We start from the raw sequence: 18677 nt of genomic DNA, 5'->3' as shown, positions 1-18677 counted from the left end.
CGGCGGTCGGGTGAGCCGGGTGGCCTAGGGCTTCGAGTGCTCCGGTCGTGGGCCGGAGGGGGCCCGGGACGGGTCGCTCGTCGGCGGCGTGGGCCCGCCGGGCGAGTCCGAGGGCTCGGGTGTGGGCTCGGGCTCGGCGCCGCGCCCCTCGATCACCACCACCGCCGCCGCCGGCCCCACCCTGACCCGCGCGCTCCAGTGCCCGGGCGGCTCGCGGTCCCCGTCCACGGACACGTTGATCGTCGTCGTCTCGCCGGGCCGCAGCACCCCGGCGGTGTGGCTCAGCTGGAGCCAGGGCGCGTCGGCTGCCGCCGACCAGCGCACCGGGGCGCCGCCCGAGGCCCTGAGCCTGATGACCGTGACCTCGCCACTGGGCTGTGCCTCGACCGTCAGCCGCCCCGGGCCCGGCTCGGTCCGCCCATGGCCCGATCCGGACCCGGGGCCGGACCCCGGCCGGCCGCCCGCGCCGCCGGGCGTGCCTCGCGGGCCCGGCGCCCGCTCGCCCGGCGCGGTGCCGGACCGTTCCGCCTTCCCGTCTCCGTCCCGGTCGCCCTTCCCGTGGCCCTCCCCGGCCCCGCCGACGACCTCCGCGGACGCGTCCGGCGACTGTTTACCCGCGGTGCCGCCGCGGCCGGGTTTCAGCCGCGAGCGGGAACGGTCCTGCGCGCTGCCCGCCGGGCCGTACGGGCGGCCGGTCTGCTCGCCGCGGGCGTCGCCTGACCGGTCGGGGGTGCGCTCGGCCGTGCCGTCCGCGTTGGCGGCGGCCACGGAGTCCGTGTCGTGGTCGTCGCCCGCCGTCGGGGTGCCCCGATAGGCGGCCCACAGCGCGAGCACCGGGGCCGCCACCACCGAGGCGACCACCGTCGTGGTGAGCACGCGGCTGCGCAGCCGGCTGCGGCGCGCCGCCTGCTCCTTGGGATCCATGGGGAAGCCCCGCCGGTCGAAGCGCGGCCGGGCGCTCAGGGCGCGCGCCGGGCGCGCGCCGGGCGCGCCCACCATCGCGGCGTGCACGGCGGCGCGCGGCGCCTCCAGGACGGGAAGGGCCGCGGGCGCGGCCGCCGTACCGGGCCAGGGGCCGCCCGCGGTAGCCCGCTCGGCCATCCCGCGGCACTCACGGCAGTCGTCCACATGACGTACGAGCTCACGGCGCAGCGCGGCGGAGAGCAGCACCTGGGTGTCGCCGGCCAGCCGGGAGACGACGGGGCAGTGGCCGAGCTCGACCACGGCGAGCGCGGCGCGCGTCCGCTCCACCTCGCACGCGGCGCTGGCGAGCAGGGCGCGGGTCTCATCGCGCTCCTTGCCGAGCGCCGCCGCGACCTCGTGCGGGCTGAGCCGGTGGCGCACGGCGAGCTCCAGCGCCTCGCGCTGCTCGGGAGTGGTCCCGGCGGCCTCGGGCCACGCGAGCGCGGCCAGCTCGCGGCGGCGCCGCGCGGCGGTGGACGAGGCCGGTCCGGCCGGGGGCGCGGACGCACCCGGGACGCGCCGGTCGCGGTGGCGCCGCTGGGCGGGCACCTCCGGCGGCCGGGGCCGGCCGACGGCGCGCTCGTGCTCCTCGGCGCCGGTGGGCCCGTCGGGGACCTTGGCCTCCTCCCGGTCCCCTCGGTCGCCGGGACCTCTCAGATCCTTCAGCTCGGTGAGCTTGCGCAGGCAGGCCCAGCGTGCGAGGGCGTAGAGCCAGGGCCGCCGCAGATCGCCCTCGGCGGCCACGCGCCCCCGCCCCCGGCCGTGCTGCCGCTCGGCGACGGCGAGCGCCTCGCCGAGGGCGGCGGTCGCGGCGTCGTGCTCGCACAGGACCGACAGGCAGTACGTGAACAGGCCGTCCAGATACGGTTCGTAGCGCGCCGGGGGATGCTGCGGGCGCGCGGCGGAGGCGCGCGACGCGCGGCGCGGCGCGCCGGATGCGCGGGACGCACCGGATGCGCCGGGCGAGTGTGTCGAGTGCTCGGGCCTGCTGCTCATCACTCGGCGACGGTAGGCGGATGATGCAGGCTCCCTCGCGCTTCTTGCGCTGTTTTAACCCTTACGGGTGACCATCTCCCTCATAAGGGGACAGGTGTCCTCCCAACGCGCCCCGGATCTGCTAAGCGCGGCCCGCCCACGCGTACCACCCGCCCCCGCCCGTGCACACGGCTGTCGGTGCCCGGCGCTAGCGTTACGGCATGGCTGCCCGTAGCTCCTCCCGTTCGTCCGCCAAGGACCGGCCCTCCTACCGCTGCAAGGAGTGCGGCTGGACCACCGCCAAGTGGCTCGGCCGCTGCCCGGAGTGCCATGCGTGGGGCACGGTCGAGGAGTTCGGCGCGCCCGCGGTGCGGACGACCGCGCCCGGCCGGGTCACCTCGGCGGCCCTGCCCATCGGGCAGGTGGACGGCCGTCAGGCCACCGCCCGCTCCACGGGTGTGGACGAGCTCGACCGCGTCCTGGGCGGCGGCCTGGTCCCGGGCGCCGTGGTGCTGCTGGCCGGGGAGCCGGGGGTCGGCAAGTCGACGCTGCTGCTCGACGTCGCCGCCAAGGCCGCCAGCGACGAACACCGGACCCTCTACATCACGGGCGAGGAGTCGGCGAGCCAGGTGCGGCTGCGCGCCGACCGCATCGGCGCGCTGAGCGAGCATCTCTACCTCGCCGCCGAGACCGACCTGTCGGCCGTCCTCGGCCATCTCGACTCCGTCAAGCCGTCCTTGCTGATCCTGGACTCCGTCCAGACCGTCGCCTCCCCCGAGATCGACGGCGCGCCCGGCGGCATGGCCCAGGTCAGGGAGGTGGCGGGGGCGCTGATCCGGGCGTCCAAGGAGCGCGGGATGTCCACGCTCCTGGTCGGCCATGTGACGAAGGACGGCGCCATCGCGGGCCCCCGCCTCCTGGAGCACCTGGTGGACGTCGTGCTGCACTTCGAGGGCGACCGCCACGCCCGGCTGCGCCTGGTGCGCGGTGTGAAGAACCGGTACGGGGCGACGGACGAGGTGGGCTGCTTCGAGCTGCACGACGAGGGCATCACCGGTCTCGCCGACCCGTCCGGGCTGTTCCTCACCCGCCGCGACGAGCCGGTGCCCGGCACCTGCCTGACCGTCACGCTCGAAGGCCGCCGGCCGCTGGTGGCCGAGGTGCAGGCGCTGACCGTCGACACCCAGATCCCGACCCCGCGCCGCACCACCTCCGGCCTGGAGACCTCGCGGGTGTCGATGATGCTCGCCGTCCTGGAGCAGCGCGGCCGGATCAGCGCGCTCGGCAAGCGCGACATCTACAGCGCCACGGTCGGCGGCGTGCGGCTCTCCGAGCCCGCGGCCGACCTGGCCGTGGCGCTCGCGCTGGCGAGCGCGGCCAGCGACACCCCGCTGCCGAAGAACCTGGTGGCGATCGGCGAGGTGGGCCTGGCGGGAGAGGTCAGGCGGGTCACGGGCGTGCAGCGGCGGCTGTCCGAGGCGGCCCGGCTCGGCTTCACCCACGCCCTGGTGCCCGGCGACCCGGGGAAGATCCCCGACGGCATGCGGGTGGTGGAGGTGTCGAACATAGGGGACGCACTGCGCGTACTGCCCCGCCGTAAGCGGGCCGAGCGGCCCGAACGGACGCCGGAGGAGGCGCCGCGCGGCTGAGGCCCTGCCTGGTGAACGCGGGCGCGGAAGCCGCGCTCCCGCCCCTGCCCACAGGCGTACGCCGGGAGACCCGGCGGGAGGGCGGTGACCGCCGGTAGACTTTGCCCTGGTCTCGCCCGTACGTAGCCCGCGCACCGGCACAGCAGGGCGGCCCGCGGCAGCGAATGACCTTGCGACGGAGGAGTGCAGTGGCAGCAGGCGACCGGGCAGCGGCTCCCGGCAAAGCCGACGGTCTGATGCGCGCCTCTCTGAGCGCCGTCGCCCCTGGCACGGCGCTGCGCGACGGCCTCGAGCGCGTCCTGCGGGGCAACACCGGCGGACTGATCGTGCTCGGCACGGACAAGACCGTCGAGTCGCTGTGCACCGGCGGCTTCGTGCTGGACGTGGAGTTCACCGCGACGCGGCTGCGCGAGCTGTGCAAGCTGGACGGAGCGCTGATCCTCGACAAGGACATCGCGAAGATCGTGCGGGCGGGCGTGCAGCTCGTTCCGGACGCCGCGATCCCCACCGAGGAGACCGGCACCCGCCACCGCACCGCGCAGCGCGTCTCCATCCAGACCGGCTTCCCGGTGGTGTCGGTCAGCCAGTCGATGCGGCTGATCGCCCTGTATGTGGACGGTCAGCGCCGCGTCCTGGAGGACTCGGCCGCGATCCTCTCCCGCGCCAACCAGGCGCTGGCCACCCTGGAGCGCTACAAGCTCCGCCTCGACGAGGTCGCGGGCACGCTCTCCGCCCTGGAGATCGAGGACCTGGTCACGGTCCGGGATGTGACGGCGGTCGCACAGCGGCTGGAGATGGTCCGCCGTATCGCCACCGAGATCGCCGAGTACGTGGTCGAGCTGGGCACCGACGGCCGTCTGCTGTCGCTCCAGCTGGACGAGTTGATCGCGGGCGTGGAGCCGGAGCGCGAGCTGGTGGTGCGGGACTACGTGCCCGAGCCCACCGCCAAGCGCACCCGTACGGTCCCCGAGGCGCTGGCCGAGCTGGACCGGCTGACCCACGCCGAGCTGCTCGAACTGGCCAATGTTGCCCGCGCCATGGGCTACAGCGGCTCCCCCGAGACCCTCGACTCCGCGGTGTCGCCGCGCGGTTTCCGGCTGCTGGCGAAGGTGCCGCGGCTCCCCGGCGCCATCATCGAGCGGCTGGTCGAGCACTTCGGCGGGCTGCAGAAGCTGCTCGCGGCGAGCGTGGACGACCTCCAGATGGTGGACGGCGTGGGCGAGGCGCGGGCCCGCTCGGTGCGCGAGGGGCTCTCGCGGCTGGCGGAGTCGTCGATCCTGGAGCGGTACGTCTAGCGGGCGCCTCGGTACGTCCAGCGGGCGCCCCGGTCCGGCGCCCGGCCCCTCCCTAGGCCCCGTCCGGGCCTAGGCCGTGTCCGCAAAGTCCCGCCGGGCCCGCGACGCCTGGCACGCTCCCCCAGCTACCGCTGGGGGTGCCCCCGCGCTGCGTTGTCGGGCTCGCCCAAGTACGCCCAGTACGAGGGCGACCCTCCGCCTTGCGATCGCACGCGCCCCCAGCTACCGCTGGGAGGTGCCCCCGCGCCGCGGGCTGATCCGACGCGACTTTGCGGACACGACCTAGCCCTTGTTGAGCACGAACGACACGCGCGCGGTGCCCAGCCCCTCCACCTTCGCCTCGACCAGGTACGTACCGGGCTTGGCCGACGCGTCGCCCGACGGCTTGGCGCAGTCCTCGGCGCTGCGCTTGCGGTCCCAGTCCACCGTGCGCTTGGTCTGGCCCTTGCCGGCCACCTCGACCAGCACGGACTTGCTGCCCTTCGGGCAGTCGTCGGACGCCCACACATGGTCGTTCTCGGCGTCCGTGATGGTCAGTGACGCCGCCGCGCGGCCGAAGTCCACCTTGCAGGCGGTGTCCGAGGAGTTCTTCACGATGATCTCGAACGTGGGTTCCTCGCCCGGCTCGTAAGTGTTCTTCACCCGCGAGTCCTTGACGCTGCGCACCGTCAGCTCGACCGCGCCCGGGGTGCAGGCGGCCAGGCTGGACCCGGCCGGGACGCTCTGCCCGTCCCCGATGCCGAGGGAGCCGCCGGTCCCGCCGCCGTCGCCGTCCGATCCCGCGGCGGACCCGTCACCGCCGGCGCCGCCCGTGTCGGTGCCGTCCCCGCTGCCGCCGCTGTCGGCGCCACCGGTGTCGTCGCCGCCGGTCCCGGCGTCGTCCGACTCGTCGCGCCCGCCCGGCCGTTGGCTGTTGACGGGCGTGGAGGAGGTGGGCCCCGGGGTGATGGTGCTCGCGGCGCCACCGCCGCCCGACCCCTTGCCCTCGTCCTTTCCACCGCCCCCGCCGGAGCCACCCCAGCCGAAGGCCCAGATGGCGAGCAGGAGGACGAGAATCAGAAAGGCCAGCGCAACAGCCCTCCGCCGCCAGTAAATGGAGGAGGGAAGCGGCCCGATCGGATTGCGCAGAGATCCCACGCGGAAACTCTACGAGAGATCCGCTCCGGTGCCCGCCAATAACCGCCGCTAGCTGCCCTACTTTTCTCATCATCCGACCGGATCCCGGCCGGACCCCGACCGGATCCCGGCCGAATCCACGGGAGAAGCGCGTCCTATCCGCCGTCTCCCGCGCCGGCGACCAGCCCCGCCTCGTACGCCACGATGGCCGCCTGGACGCGGTTGCCGACCTCCAGGCGGTCCAGGACCGCGCTGACGTACCCCTTCACCGTGCCCTCGACCAGGTGCAGCCGCCGCCCGATCTCCGCGTTGGACAGGCCCGCGCCGACCAGGGCCAGCACCTCGCGCTCCCGTGTGGTCAGGACCTCCGTGCGGGCGCGGGCCGCGGCACCGCGCGTCAGGCGCTCGCCGCCGAGTTCGGTGATGACGTGGCGGGCCACCTTGGGCGACAGAAACGCCGCGCCGCCCGCCACCGCCCGTACCCCCGCGATGAGTTCGTGCGGGTCGCCGGACTTCAGCAGAAAGCCGGTCGCGCCCCCGCCCAGCGCCCGGGAGATGTACGCGTCCTCGGAGAAGGTGGTGAGCATGGCGACCGCGGTGTCCGGCAGCGTGCGGCGGATCTCCTCGCACGCGGACAGCCCGTCCAGCCTGGGCATCCTGATGTCGAGCAGCGCGACGTCGGGGCGGTGGGCGCGCGCCGCCTCCACCGCCTCCCGGCCGTCGGCCGCCTCGGCGACGATCTCGATGCCGGGGCCGGCGGCCAGGACGGCCCGTACCCCGGCGCGGATCATGGCCTCGTCGTCCGCGAGCAACACCCTGATCGTCGGCTCGTTCCCCATCCGCATCCCCATCGGCGCCCGCCACCCCTTTCACTGCCGTTCAGCGGACTCAGACGCTACAAGCGGACGTACGCCGCCGCCCCTGACGAAAGTCAGGCCCGCCGGTCGGGCCTGACACGCCCCGAGCCGGCCCCGTGGTTTCCGGGGCGGGCGGCCGGCGTGCCAGGATCGTGGGTGACATGACTGCCATCCCCGCCGATTCCAAGCCCTCCGCCGACTCCGCCGAGACCGCGGGCGCAGGCGGCCCGGCCGGCCCCAGCGGGCCGGTCCTCCACAGCGCCGTCATCGACTGGTTCGACGGCCACGCCCGCGATCTGCCCTGGCGCCGCCCCGATGCCGGTCCCTGGGCCGTGATGGTCAGCGAGTTCATGCTCCAGCAGACCCCGGTGAACCGGGTGCTGCCGGTGTACGAGCAGTGGCTCGCCCGCTGGCCGAGCCCCGCCGACCTGGCCGCCGAGCCGCCCGGCGAGGCGGTCCGCGCCTGGGGGCGGCTCGGCTATCCGCGCCGCGCGCTGCGCCTGCACGGCGCGGCGGTCGCCATACGGGAGCGGCACGGCGGCCGGGTGCCGAGCGACCACGCGGAGCTGCTGGCGCTGCCGGGGGTGGGCGAGTACACCGCGGCGGCCGTGGCCTCGTTCGCGTACGGGCAGCGGCACGCGGTCCTGGACACCAACGTCCGCCGCGTCTTCGCCCGGGCGGTCAGCGGCCGGGAGTTCCCGCCGGACGCCACGACCGCCGCCGAGCGCAAGGTGGCCCGCGCGCTGCTCCCCGACGACGAGCCGACCGCCGCCCGCTGGGCCGCGGCCACGATGGAGCTGGGCGCGTTGGTGTGCACGGCGCGCACGCCCCACTGTGTGCGCTGCCCGATCACCGCGCAGTGCGCCTGGCGGGCGGCCGGTTCCCCGGCGCACGACGGACCGCCGCGCCGCGGCCAGACCTACGCGGGGACGGACCGTCAGGTGCGGGGCAAGCTGCTCGCCGTGTTGCGGGAGGCGGTCGCGCCGGTTCCGCAGGCCGCGCTCGACAGGGTCTGGGACGAGCCGGTGCAGCGGGCCCGCGCGCTGGACGGGCTGGTCGCCGACGGCCTCGTGGAGCCGCTCGACGGCGGGCTCTACCGGCTGCCGCTGAGCTGACCCGCGCGGGCTTCCCTCCCCCGCCCCAAGTCGTTTCTGTGACAAGGCTGTGACAGGGCCACGACCCGACTCTGACACTCCGTCCGAACACCCCCGGCTGTTACACAACCTATGGGTAGCTGTGCATTCGCCGCAGGTCAGATGCACATGGTGTCGCAACAGCCGCTCCGTAGCGTCCTCTTCGTGCTCGGTGACCGCCGGGCACACAGGGTGGGAAAACGGCGGGATGGAGGCTGGCGATGTCCGGCAGCGGCAAGGTTCTGGATTTTGAAGAGTACGTACGCAACCGGCAGGACGCGCTCCTGCGCAGCGCCCGCCGTCTGGTCCCCGACCCGATCGAGGCACAGGACCTCCTCCAGACCGCGCTGGTGCGCACGTACGGCCGCTGGGACGGGATAGCCGACAAGTCGCTGGCCGACGCGTACCTCCGCCGCGTCATGATCAACACCCGCACCGAGTGGTGGCGCGCCCGCAAGCTGGACGAGGTCCCGACCGAGCAGCTGCCGGACGCGCGGGTCGAGGACGGCACCGAGCAGCACGCGGACCGCGCGCTGCTGATGGACATCCTCGGAGTGCTGGCTCCCAAGCAACGGAGCGTCGTGGTGCTGCGACACTGGGAGCAGATGACCACGGAGGAGACCGCGGAGGCGCTCGGGATGTCGACCGGCACGGTCAAGAGCACGCTGCACCGGGCGCTGGCCAGGCTGCGGCAGGAGTTGGAGAGCCGCGAGCTTGACGCCCGCGCGCTCGGCCGCCCGGAGGCCCGGGGCGGCGGCCAGGAGGGCGGCCAGAAGGGCGGTCGGGAGAGCAGCCGCGAGGGCGTCCGGGATCCACGCCCGCGCCGCCAGATCCCCCGGAACCACCAGATCCGCCAGACCCCGCAGGACCGGCGCCGAGGCCACGAGCGGGGGCAGGATCGGTGCGCGGCCTGATCAAGGCCTCTTCCAGCAAGGAAGCTCCCCGTAAGGACGCTCCACACAGGGTGGCTCCCCGCAGGGCCGCCCTGATCACGGGCGGCGCGGTCGTCGGCTTCGCCGCCGTCGGCGGGCTGGTGCTGGCCGGATGCGGCGACGCCGGCCAGGGCGTGCGCAAGGAAGGGCCGGCGCGTACGTCATGGGCCCCGGACAGCACCGACTCCCCGGAGTCGTATGTCCACGGCACCACCCCCTCCTCGACATCGACCCAGCAGAAGGTCGACGCCGTCGCGCTGGTCAAGAAGGACCCGAAGGTGAGCGAGCACCTGAAGGCGAGCCTGAAGCCGTGCAGCGCGAAGAGCGCCAAGAAGAGCGCGAAGAGGTCGGGGGGCTACCCGGTCGACGTGGCGTACGGCCGGCTCACCGGCTCCACCGCGTCCGATCTGGTGATCAACGTCATGACCTGCTCCGAGGGTTTCGGCATCGGCTCGTACGTGTACCGCAAGGTGGGCGGGACGTATGAGAACGTCTTTATGGACGAGCGCCTGCCCGTCTACGCCGACACCGTCAAGGGCAGCCTCCGCGTCACCAAGTTGATCTACGCCTCGAGTGACTCGGTGTGCTGCCCCTCGCGCCAGGATGTGACGACGTACCGGTGGGCCGACGCGCGTGGGCAGTTTCGCGTGGCCGACCACAAGGTCAGCAATGTGAACGAGGACGAGCTGCCCACGCCCGACGACGGAACGGAAGGCTGAAGTAAGGCCGTGGCCGAAACCCATGTGCTCTTCGTCGAGGACGACGATGTCATCCGCGAGGCCACCCAGCTCGCTCTGGAGCGCGACGGCTTCGTGGTCACCGCCGCGCCGGACGGGCTGACCGGGCTGGAGCGGTTCCGGGCCGACCGGCCCGACATCGCGCTGCTCGACGTGATGGTTCCGGGGCTGGACGGGGTGAGCCTGTGCCGCCGGATCCGCGACGAGTCCACGGTGCCCGTGATCATGCTGTCGGCGCGCGCCGACTCGATCGACGTGGTGCTCGGCCTGGAGGCGGGCGCCGACGACTATGTCACCAAGCCCTTCGACGGCGCGGTCCTGGTCGCCCGGATCCGCGCCGTGCTGCGCCGCTTCGGGCATGCGAGCGGACCGGGCCGGGGCGCGGAGCCGGAGCCCGAAGACCCCGAGGGCGGGGTGCTGCGCTTCGGCGACCTGGAGGTGGACCCGGAGGGGATGGAGGTCCGCCGGGCCGGTCAGCAGGTCGCGCTGACGCCGACGGAGATGCGGCTGCTGCTGGAGTTCTCGGCCGCGCCGGGCACCGTGCTCTCCCGCGACCGGCTGCTGGAGCGGGTGTGGGACTACGGCTGGGGCGGCGACACCCGGGTCGTGGACGTCCATGTGCAGCGGCTCCGGGGAAAGATAGGCCAGGACCGGATCGAGACGGTCCGCGGCTTCGGCTACAAGCTCAGGGGCTGAGCCCGGATGGTGAGGCTCGCTCTGCGCTCCGGACTGCGCTGGAAGGTCAGCCTGGCGATCGCGGCCGTGAGCGCGCTCGTCGCCATCGCGCTCAGCCTCGTCGTGCACAACGCCGCCCGCGTCTCGATGCTCGACAACAGCCGTGCGGTGATGGACGACCGGGTACAGGCCGCCCAGAAGTGGTACGAGAAGTCCGGATACCTCGGCTTCGGCGCGAAACTCGACGACCAGCGGCTTCCCGAGCAGCTGAAGAAGGAGGCCGCGCGCGGGCTGCGCGCCACCTACCTGGGAGATACCGGCGCCGCGGGCCCCGAGGTCTGGGCGTCGGTGCCGCTGCGGGACGGCCGGGTGCTGTCCGTGCACGCCCAGTTCAAGGACCGCGCCAAGATCCTGGGCGACCTGGACCGCGTCCTCGTCCTCGGCTCGGTGTCGGTGGTGCTGGGCGGTATCGCGCTGGGCGTGCTCATCGGCGACCAGCTCTCGCGGCGGCTGCGCAAGGCCGCCACCGCGGCCCGCAAGCTCGCCGAGGGCGACTCCGAGGTCCGGGTGCGGGACGCGATCGGCGGCCGGGTCCGGGACGAGACCGACGACCTGGCGCGCGCGGTCGACGGCATGGCCGAGGCGCTTCAGCAGCGGCTGGAGGCCGAGCGGCGGGTGACGGCCGATATCGCGCATGAGCTGCGCACCCCCGTCACCGGACTGCTCACCGCCGCCGAGCTGCTGCCGCCGGGGCGCCCGACCGAGCTGGTACGCGACCGGGCGCAGGCGATGCGCCAGCTCGTCGAGGACGTCCTGGAGGTCGCCCGGCTGGACGGCTTCGCGGAGCGCGCCGAGCTCCAGGAGATCGCCCTCGCCGAGTTCGTCACCCGCCGGGTGCGGGTCGCGGCCCCCGACGCCCAGGTCAGCGTGTTGCGCGACGCCCATGTCTCCACCGACCCGCGCCGCCTGGAGCGGATAATCGGCAACCTCCTGGCCAACGCCGCCCGGCACGGCAAGCCGCCCTTCGAGGTCACGGTGGAGGGGCGGGTGCTGCGCGTCCGCGACCACGGGCCCGGCTTCCCCGAGGCGCTGCTGAAGGACGGGCCGAGCCGCTTCCGCACCGGCAGCAAGGACCGGGCCGGGACGGGCCACGGCCTGGGTCTGACCATCGCGGCGGGCCAGGCGCGCGTCCTGGGCGCCCGGCTGACGTTCCGCAACGCGGAGCCGACGGCGGAGGGGCGGGAGGGCGCGGTCGCGGTGCTGTGGCTGCCGGAGTCCGCGCCCACGAACACGGGCAGCTTCCCGGTCATCGAGGTGCTGGACTGACCGGCCGGGCAGGGCCGTAACGCGTGAGGCGCGGCCGGTGCATCTCGCACCGGCCGCGCCTCACGCCGTTCGGGCTTCTCGCCCGTACCGCCGGGTCAGACCGCCTCGACCACCGGCGTCTGGTCGGCCGGGGCCTGGGCGTCGGCCTCCTTGGCCTTGGGGCCCGCCCCGCGCAGCGGGACCTCCTTGATGAACCAGGCCGCGAGGAAGCCGGCGATCGCGATCACCGCGCCCCACAGGAAGACCTGGTGCGCCCCGTTCGCGACCGCGTGGGTGTACGCGTCCCGGATCTCCGGGGGCAGCTTCGGGAGCATCGCCGGGTCGAGGTTGGCGCCGCCGGAGGTGACCGCCGCGCCCTTCTCCCCGGCCCGCTCGGTCATCGTGTCCTTCACCTGGTTGGTGAAGAGCGCACCGAGGATGGCGACACCGAAGGAGCCGCCGAGGGTGCGGAAGAGGGTGGCGGAGGAGGAGCCGACGCCCATGTCCTTCATCTCGACGCTGTTCTGCGCGATGAGCATCGAGGTCTGCATCAGGAAGCCCATGCCGGCGCCGAGCACCGCCATGTAGACGCCGGAGGTCAGGCGGGTGGTGCCGGTGTCCATCTGGGCCAGCAGGAACATGCCGGCCACCATCAGGCCGCCGCCGAGGATCGGGAAGATCCGGTACTTGCCGGTCTGGGTGGTGACCCGGCCCGCGATCAGCGAGACGACCAGCATGCCCAGCAGCATCGGGAGCAGCAGCAGGCCGGAGTTGGTGGCCGAGGCGCCCTGGACGGTCTGCTGGAAGAGCGGCAGGAAGGTCATCGACCCGAACATCACAAAGCCGGTGAGGAAGCCGATCACCGTGATGAGCGAGAAGTTGCCGTTACGGAATATGTGCAGCGGCAGCACGGGCTCGGCGACCCGGCGCTCGACGCCGACGAAGGCGATGAGCGAGGCGACCCCCAGCGCGCCGAGACCGATGATCTGGGCCGAGCCCCACGCGTACTCGTTGCCGCCCCAGGTGGTGATCAGCACCAGCGAGGTGATGCCTATGGTGAGGAGCGCCGCGCCGATGTAGTCGATCCGTGCCTGCGCGCGCTTCTTCGGCAGGTGCAGGACGGCGGTGATCGCGGCCAGGGCGATCGCGCCGAGCGGGACGTTGATGTAGAAGATCCAGCGCCATCCGAGGTGGTCGGTGAGGGTGCCGCCGACCAGCGGTCCGCCGATCATGGCCACGGCCATGACACCGGCCATCATGCCCTGGTACCGGCCGCGCTCCCGGGGCGGGACCAGATCGCCGATGATCGCCATCACACCGACCATCAGACCGCCCGCGCCCAGGCCCTGAAGGGCCCGGAAGCCGATCAGCTGCCCCATGTCCTGGGCCGCGCCGGACAGGGCCGAACCGGCCAGGAAGATCACGATGGACGTGAGGAACATGCCCTTACGCCCGTACATGTCGCCGAGCTTTCCCCAGATGGGGGTGGAAGCGGCGGTCGCCAGGGCGTACGCGGTGACCACCCAGGAGAGGTGTTCGAGCCCGCCGAGATCGCCGACGATGGTCGGCATCGCGGTGCCGACGATCATGTTGTCGAGCATCGCCAGCAGCATGGCGATCATCAGTGCGAAGATCACGACGCCGGTGGAACGGGGCTTGCGACCGGGCGGGGTCTGCGAGCCGGCTTCGGCCGCCTCCGCGCTGGGCTCTGGCGACGCGGTCGACGCTCCGCCTCCGGACTGATTCTGGGACATGATCTCCACTTCCCCCTGGGGTGCGGCGCTTTGTTGTGCCCGGCTACTTACTTGCCGCCCGGCTAGTTAAGTACAGTGGAGAAGGTACGACGCTAACTAGCCGGGCGTCAAGTAAGTTTTGTTCGGCCGCGCGCGGCCCCAGGACCACAGGAGAGCACCATGGGCAGCACACCGCAGGCGCGCCGGGGCGACACCCGGCAGCGCATCCAGGACGTGGCCATGGAGCTGTTCGCCGAGCAGGGCTACGAGAAGACCTCGCTGCGCGAGATCGCCGAGCGGCTCGACGTCACCAAGGCCGCGCTGTACTACCACTTCAAGACGAAGGAAGACATCCTCATCAGCCTGTTCCAGGACCTGGCCCGGCCGCTGGACGAGCTGCTCGACTGGGGCCGGCAGCAGCCCCGCACCCTGGAGACCAAGCAGGAGCTGGTACGCCGCTACAGCGTGGCCCTACAGAGCGCCCTCCCGCTGTTCCGCTTCATGCAGCAGAACCAGGCCGCGATGAGCCATCTGCGCCCCGGCGAAACCCTCAAGGACCGCATGATCGCCATGACGAACCTGCTGAGGGACCCCGACGCCGCGCTGCCCGACCAGGTCCGCAGCCTCAGCGCGCTCTTCGTCATGCATACGGCCATCTTCGCCATGCAGCACATCGAGGCCGACCCCGAGGACAAGCGGAAGGCCGTCCTCGAAGTCGCCCTCGATCTGCTGGCGCAGGCGCACCCGGGCGAACAGGCGCACCCGGGCGAAGGGGTTGGCGACGCCCCGGACGCGTCCTGACGGGCCCGCGTCCGGGGCGTGACTTGGGGGGGCCGGCGCCCGTGCGGCGACGCGTCAGATCTTGACGCCGTGCGCGCGCAGGAAGGCCAGCGGCTCGACGGCCGAGCCGTAGTTCGGCGTCTTGCGGATCTCGAAGTGCAGGTGCGGGCCGGTGGTGTTGCCGGTGTTCCCGGACAGGCCTATCAGCTGACCGGTCGTCACGGTCTGGCCCACCCACACCTTCACCTGCGACAGGTGGGCGTACTGGGAGTACGTGTTGTCGGCGTGCTTGATGACGATGGCGTTGCCGTACGCCGGGCCGTCACCGGCGCCGTTGCCGCCGGCCTTGACCACGACACCGCCGTGGACGGCGCGCACCTGGGTGCCGGACGGCACGACGAAGTCCTGTCCGCTGTGGTTGTGGGACCACAGGTTGCCCGCGAGGCCGAAGGCGGCGCCGATGTGGTACGAGGCGACCGGCGTCTCCCAGGAGAGGGCCTTGGCTTCTGCGGCCTTCTTGGCGGCCGCCGCGGCCTTCGCCGCGGCCTCCTGCGCCGCCTTCTTCTTCGCGGCCGCTTCCTCCGCCGCCTTCTTCTTCGCGGCGGCCAGCTCAGCGGCCTTCTTCTGCGCCGCGGCCTTCTCGTCCGCCGCCTTCTTCTTCGCCGCGGCCTCCTTGGCGGCCTTCTCGGCCGCCGCCTTCTTCGCGGCCGCCTTCTCGGCGTCGATCGCCTTCTGGAGGGCGTCGGCCTGCGCCATCACCGACTTGCCGACCTCACCGGCCGGGGTCACCGACAGCACGCTGTTGCTCTGCGACGTGTCCGCGGCGAGCGCGACCCCCGCGCTCAGCGCCAGCGAGGCACCCATTCCCGCGGCCAGCACGGCGGCGCGGGTACGCAGAACGGACTTGCCAGTTTTACGGGATTTGAGGTGCCGGGATTTGGCGCGCGGGGACATAGGGGGACTACCTCCAGAAACATGGGTGAGTCCCGGCCGGGGACCGGAACAGACGTTCTTTGGTAACCCGCCCGGGCCACGAGGCCAACCCCTGTCACTACTAATCCACGCCGTACGAAAAGCAGTCGCACCCGCAATTCGACCAGGGCCACGGACCCCGTCCGATATCCGTGATCACCCACCCAAGAATCCGGAACATCCACCTCCGCCCACCCCTCTGACCTGGCCAGACGCCACGTCCGGTGATCACATCGGGAATCTCGTACCACCGCGCGCGCCGTACGCGCGCCCCATAGTCGAAGGCACTCACTATTTTCCGTAGTAGGGCGCGAGTGATCTGTGGGCCATATCACCGCGCCATAAGATCGCCGATCGTCCGTCCCGGCCTTTCGATGTCCGTTTCGGGACCAAAGACCTTACGGCCCCGGTACGCTGTCCGATCAGAAGCCGTCGGCCGTCGCGCCGCACCAACCATCGGGGGGATGGGGACGTGGATCCCGCAACCATTGGCGCTCGCCTCACCTCGGCCGCCGTCACGCCGCTGATCAAGAAGCTCTTCCGGCAGGAGGGGCCCGGCGCGGGTCTGGTCGACAGGCCGGTCCGTGTCTCGGGGCTCGTCTCGTTCAAAGGCGAGAAGCGCACCCTGACGGAGAAGAACCTCCAGAAGATCGCCGCCGAGCTCGTCGCACAAGCCGTCCAGCACGCCGGACCGGGGGAACGGCCGTGCCCCGCCGACGAGGACGAGATCGTCGCCATGCACCTGGCGACCACGCTTCAGGCGCTGGGCGACCTCGACATGGACGATGTGCAGGCCGTGCGGCTCGGCCATGAGGCCCTCGCCCGGATGCTCATCGACGCCACCCTGGCCAAGGGCAACAAACTCTTCCTCAGCCAGGCCGCAACGGTGCTCTACCGACGTCTCGTGGACACCGCCTGCCTGCACATCCTGCACTTCTTCACCCAGCGCTCGACGTTTGTACCCCGCACCCTCGTCGAGCAGAGCGGCCAGCTGACCGACCTCATCACCAAGATCGACATCCTGATCGAGCGGATCCCCTCCCAGTCGGCCGAGGACGCGGGCTTCGAAAAGGACTACGCCGATTTCGTACAGAAGAAGTACGGGACGCTGACCATCGTCGGTATCGACCTCAGCCAGGCAGAGGCCAGCTGGCCCCTGGACGCGGCGTATCTGAGCCTGGAGGCGATCACCGCGGCGCGCGACCGGGCCCCGGCGGCGCTCGGCAGGGAGGTCGCCGCCCTCGACGGGGAGATCTCCGCCGGCCCCGAGGCCCCCATCCCCGCCGACCAGGCCCTGTCGGGCCACAGCCGGGTCCTGCTGCGCGGCGTCGCGGGCTCCGGCAAGACGACCCTCGTCCAGTGGCTCGCCGTCTGCGCCGCCGGCCAGGAGCCGCCGCGCGGCATGGAGCAGCTGATCGGCCGCGTCCCCTTCGTCCTGCCCCTGCGCACCATCGCCCGCCAGGACGCCCTGCCCACCCCCGACCGCTTCCTCGCCGCCGTCCACAACCCCCGCCACGGCGCCCAGCCCGCCGGCTGGGCCGATCGCGTGCTGACCGCCGGGCGCGGGCTGCTGCTCATCGACGGCATCGACGAGATCCCCGAGCCCGACCGGGAGCGCACCCGCACCTGGCTGGGCGATCTGCTCCTCGCCTACCCCGACAACCTCTGGCTGGTCACCTCGCGCCCCTCCGCCGTGGCCGACGACTGGCTGGGGGCCCAGGACTTCACCGAGTTCGCCCTGGCCCCCATGAGCCACGACGACCTCGGTGCCTTCATCGACCGCTGGCACGACGCCGCCCGCGCCACCTGCCGCAAGGCCGGGGAACGCGCCGCCCTCGACGGCTACCAGTCGGCCCTCCACACCGCCGTACGCACCAAGCCGGACCTCGGCCGACTCGCCACCAACCCCCTCATGTGCGGTCTGATCTGCGCCCTGCACCGCGCGCGCAACGGCTATCTGCCGCCCGGCCGCAAGGCGCTGTACGACGCGGCGCTGTCCATGCTCCTCACCCGGCGCGACACCGAGCGCCATATCTACACCCAGGGCGACGTCCAGCTCGACGAGGAGCCGCAGGTCCAGCTTCTCCAGCGGCTGGCCTACTACCTGATCCGCAACGGCGAGGCCGAGCTCGACCGCGCCCGGGCGGAGCGCATCATCGCCGACGCCCTCTCCTCCGTCCCCTCGGCCACCGCGCTCGGCGACGCCCCGCGCATCCTGAACCATCTGCTGTTGCGCAGCGGTCTGCTCCGCGAGCCGACGGTCGGCACGATCGACTTCGTCCACCGCACGTTCCAGGACTTCCTCGGCGCGAAGGCGGCCGTGGAGGAGGAGGACTTCGGGCTGCTCGTCGAGCACGGCGCCGACGCCCAGTGGGAGGACGTCATCCGCATGGCGGTCGCCCACGCCCGCCCGCGCGAACGGGCCAAGATCCTCAGCAAGCTGCTGGGCCGGGCCCGGGAAAACCCCCAGTCGGAGCTCCGCGTCTCCCTGCTCGCCCTGGCCTGCCTGGAGCACGCGCCCGATCTGAACTCCGAGGTGCGCGACGCCGTCACCGCGGACGCCCAGCGCTTCATCCCGCCCCTGAGCGCGTCGCGCGCCCGCGAGCTGGCCACGGTGGGCCCGCTCGTCCTGGAGCTGCTGCCGCCACCGGCCGACCTCACCGACGACCGGGCCTACTCCTGCGTGGTCGCCGCCTCCCACATCGGCACCGACGCAGCCATCCCCTATCTCTCCCGGTTCACCAACCACCCCGCGCTGCTCGTCCGTTCACAGCTCACCGCGAGCTGGGGGCGGTTCGACACCGAGCGCTACTTCACCGAGGTGATCGCGCGCCTCGCCCCGGACGATCTGTACTTCACGGCGGAGACGTGGGAACACCTGCGCCTCCTCGACAGCATGGGCGGCGTGTCCAAGCTCCAGCTGCGCGGCGACTTCGGCGAGGAGGAGCTCCGCACCAACCGCTCGCTCGCCCAGGTCACCCATCTGAGGCTGGACCGGAACGGTGCCCTCACCGACCTGAGCGCCCTGAGCCATCTGTCGGGCCTGCGCACCCTCGTCCTGACCAGGTGTTCCGGGGCCCATGACCTGACGCCGCTGTCCGCGCTGTCGCTCCGGAGCCTCGACTTCGCCCAGTCGCCGGCGAGGGGAGGGCCGTTCCCCAACGGTCTGAACACGCTGACGACGCTGAAACACCTGAAGATCGACATCAGCGTCGGCCGTCTCCCGTCGTCTCTCTTCCCCCACCAGATCACCTGGCTCGACCTGCACGTCTTCACACCGAGCCTGGACGCGGCCTGGATCGCCGAGGCTTTCCCGGAACTCCGCCAGCTGGGCATCACCTTCCGAAGCAGCGGCCCGGGCAGGGCCCGGCTCGACCTGACCCCCCTGGCCGCCCTTCCCGCCCTCGAGGCCGTCACCGTCGCCCGCGCGGAGATCACCGGCGCCGAATCGCTGACCGATGTCACCGTCACGGCACTCGACACCGTGCCATTGAGCACGGGGCTCCCAGCCGACCCCGCGGGGGCGGCTGAGGACTGACACCACGCTTCTCTGAC

At 72.7% G+C, this 18677-nt stretch carries 14 protein-coding genes; 9 read left to right on the top strand and 5 right to left on the bottom strand.

Features of this window, described 5'->3' with window-relative positions:
* Nucleotides 1–24: 24 nt before the first annotated feature.
* Entirely contained in the window at nt 25–1959 is a 1935-nt protein-coding gene (locus ACZ4WQ_RS29665) for a BACON domain-containing protein (protein ID WP_398376662.1), read from the bottom strand.
* 200 nt (nt 1960–2159) lie between these two features.
* Between ACZ4WQ_RS29665 and radA the strand changes: the two genes are divergently transcribed.
* Together radA and disA are read left to right on the top strand one after the other, a co-directional pair.
* Nucleotides 2160–3587, top strand: coding sequence for a DNA repair protein RadA (radA, locus tag ACZ4WQ_RS29660; RefSeq protein ID WP_311727201.1), 1428 nt, complete (start codon nt 2160–2162; stop codon nt 3585–3587).
* A 236-nt stretch (nt 3588–3823) separates the two neighbouring features.
* A complete protein-coding gene (gene disA / locus ACZ4WQ_RS29655; protein WP_311727229.1) occupies nt 3824–4882 on the top strand; it encodes a DNA integrity scanning diadenylate cyclase DisA in 1059 nt (352 codons plus the stop codon).
* Between the two features lie 282 nt (nt 4883–5164).
* Here the strand turns inward: disA and ACZ4WQ_RS29650 are convergent, their stop codons facing one another.
* Entirely contained in the window at nt 5165–6019 is an 855-nt protein-coding gene (locus ACZ4WQ_RS29650; protein WP_311727200.1) for a hypothetical protein, read from the bottom strand.
* 134 nt (nt 6020–6153) lie between these two features.
* The gene (locus tag ACZ4WQ_RS29645) at nt 6154–6837 is read right to left on the bottom strand and encodes a response regulator (protein ID WP_468022555.1); all 684 of its coding nucleotides are present in this window, start codon (nt 6835–6837) and stop codon (nt 6154–6156) included.
* A gap of 179 nt (nt 6838–7016) precedes the next feature.
* Here ACZ4WQ_RS29645 and ACZ4WQ_RS29640 point away from each other — a divergent pair, with 179 nt between their 5' ends.
* The 5 genes from ACZ4WQ_RS29640 to cseC all read left to right on the top strand — a co-directional run bounded on the left by ACZ4WQ_RS29640 (nt 7017) and on the right by cseC (nt 11658).
* The gene (locus tag ACZ4WQ_RS29640) at nt 7017–7970 is read left to right on the top strand and encodes an HhH-GPD family protein (protein ID WP_311727198.1); all 954 of its coding nucleotides are present in this window, start codon (nt 7017–7019) and stop codon (nt 7968–7970) included.
* A gap of 239 nt (nt 7971–8209) precedes the next feature.
* Nucleotides 8210–8902: a SigE family RNA polymerase sigma factor gene (locus ACZ4WQ_RS29635; protein WP_398376659.1), complete on the top strand. Its 693-nt coding sequence runs from the start codon at nt 8210–8212 to the stop codon at nt 8900–8902.
* A 50-nt stretch (nt 8903–8952) separates the two neighbouring features.
* Nucleotides 8953–9639: a hypothetical protein gene (locus ACZ4WQ_RS29630; RefSeq protein ID WP_358848778.1), complete on the top strand. Its 687-nt coding sequence runs from the start codon at nt 8953–8955 to the stop codon at nt 9637–9639.
* 9 nt (nt 9640–9648) lie between these two features.
* Complete coding sequence (cseB, locus tag ACZ4WQ_RS29625; RefSeq protein WP_311727195.1) at nt 9649–10353, top strand: two-component system response regulator CseB; 705 nt, start codon at nt 9649–9651, stop codon at nt 10351–10353.
* A 6-nt stretch (nt 10354–10359) separates the two neighbouring features.
* Entirely contained in the window at nt 10360–11658 is a 1299-nt protein-coding gene (gene cseC / locus ACZ4WQ_RS29620; RefSeq protein WP_311727194.1) for a two-component system sensor histidine kinase CseC, read from the top strand.
* A 95-nt stretch (nt 11659–11753) separates the two neighbouring features.
* On the opposite strand, the gene ACZ4WQ_RS29615 is transcribed toward cseC, so the two are convergent.
* Nucleotides 11754–13391: an MDR family MFS transporter gene (locus tag ACZ4WQ_RS29615; protein WP_311727193.1), complete on the bottom strand. Its 1638-nt coding sequence runs from the start codon at nt 13389–13391 to the stop codon at nt 11754–11756.
* 159 nt (nt 13392–13550) lie between these two features.
* Here ACZ4WQ_RS29615 and ACZ4WQ_RS29610 point away from each other — a divergent pair, with 159 nt between their 5' ends.
* The gene (locus tag ACZ4WQ_RS29610) at nt 13551–14171 is read left to right on the top strand and encodes a TetR/AcrR family transcriptional regulator (RefSeq protein WP_311727192.1); all 621 of its coding nucleotides are present in this window, start codon (nt 13551–13553) and stop codon (nt 14169–14171) included.
* A gap of 54 nt (nt 14172–14225) precedes the next feature.
* Here ACZ4WQ_RS29610 and ACZ4WQ_RS29605 read toward each other — a convergent pair whose 3' ends face one another.
* Entirely contained in the window at nt 14226–15104 is an 879-nt protein-coding gene (locus tag ACZ4WQ_RS29605; RefSeq protein WP_468022554.1) for a M23 family metallopeptidase, read from the bottom strand.
* A 490-nt stretch (nt 15105–15594) separates the two neighbouring features.
* On the opposite strand from ACZ4WQ_RS29605, the gene ACZ4WQ_RS29600 reads away from it, so the two are divergent.
* The gene (locus ACZ4WQ_RS29600) at nt 15595–18660 is read left to right on the top strand and encodes an NACHT domain-containing protein (RefSeq protein ID WP_398376658.1); all 3066 of its coding nucleotides are present in this window, start codon (nt 15595–15597) and stop codon (nt 18658–18660) included.
* The last annotated feature ends 17 nt before the right edge of the window (nt 18661–18677 follow it).

It is taken from the genome of Streptomyces sp. NPDC028305, from assembly GCF_055569495.1.
Note: the sequence above shows the minus strand (reverse complement) of the source record. Positions and strands in the feature narration are given on the sequence as shown.